The 1,278-nt window shown below is 53.4% G+C and carries 1 protein-coding gene and 1 other annotated feature; the gene reads right to left on the bottom strand.

The window, feature by feature from the left end; translation table 11 throughout:
- A protein-coding gene (locus AC5O77_RS21620) for an IS3 family transposase (RefSeq protein ID WP_494507154.1) occupies nucleotides 1–1,201 on the bottom strand; the annotation gives its coding sequence in 2 pieces (ribosomal slippage) (nucleotides 1–913 and nucleotides 913–1,201; 1,202 coding nt annotated over the 2 pieces). This gene is flagged as partial in the annotation.
- Nucleotides 804–920: a sequence feature (AL1L pseudoknot), on the bottom strand. (Overlaps the previous gene by 117 nt.)
- Nucleotides 1,202–1,278: the final 77 nt, after the last annotated feature.

Genomic DNA, 1,278 nt, shown 5'->3' on the forward strand with positions numbered 1-1,278 from the left:
AGATGTGTATAAGAGACAGCATAATAAGCTTTTTCTGCTTCTGCCGGAGGAGTATGGCCCAGCCTTTCCAGCAATCGTCGATTGTTATACCAGTCCACCCACGTGAGTGTGGCCAGTTCCACTTCTGCACGGTTTTTCCAGCTCTTACGGTGTATTACCTCCGCTTTGTAAAGACCATTGATGCTCTCCGCCATCGCGTTGTCATACGAGTCGCCTGTACTTCCTGTTGATGCCAGTAATCCGGCTTCCTTAAGCCGCTGTGTGTAGGCCAGCGATACATACTGAGAACCTTTATCACTGTGATGGACCGTGCCGGACGGTCGACGGGCCCATAACGCCTGCTCCAGTGCATCCAGCACGAATGTCGTTTCCATGGACGATGAGACCCGCCACCCCACGATGTATCCGGCAAACACATCAATGATGAACGCCACATAGACGAAGCCCCGCCATGTGCTGACGTAAGTAAAATCAGCCACCCACAGCTGGTCAGGTCGTTCTGCCACGAACTGACGGTTTACGCGGTCGCCTGCGGCAACGGCTTTCCGGCTGATGGTCGTACGGACCTTTTTACCCCGGAGAACACCGGCAAGTCCCATAACCGCCATGAGACGTGCCACAGTGCATCTGGCCACTCTGATACCTTCCCGTAACAACTGACGCCAGACTTTACGCACACCGTATACCTTGTGATTTTCATCGTATACGCGCTGTATCTCTTTCTTCAGCCAGTCATCGCGCTGCGCACGGGCACTGCGTTTATCCGGATGATGTCGCTGTTGCTGACAGTGGTAATACGTTGACGGGGCAATATGTAGTTCGCTGCATACCGGTCCGACCCCGTACTGCTCACGCAGCTTATCCAGCAGTGGCATCATTTTTTCCAGAGGCGGTCGAACTCCGCCTTCGCAAAATAAGCGGAAGCCTGGCGAAGGATATCGTTACTGCGGCGCAGTTCACGATTTTCACGTTCCAGCTCTTTCAGACGCTGACGTTCAGCGGTGGTGAGCCCTCCATCACCGCCCCCGGTATCCCGCTCATGCTGGCGAACCCAGACACGCAGAGTCTCCGGCGTACAGCCAATCTTTGGAGCAATGGAACAAATTGTCGCCCATTGTGAGTCATATTCGCCCTGACTTTCCAGAACCATACGGACTGCCCGTTGACGGACTTCGGGGGAAAAACGAGTATTTTTAGTCATCCTGTTTACCTCTTTCTCAGGAAGTTTAGTCTCCAGGATTCCCGGGGCGGTTCAATACCTGTCTCTTATACACATCT

It is taken from the genome of Stenotrophomonas sp. INTA L402-1 (assembly GCF_059295135.1).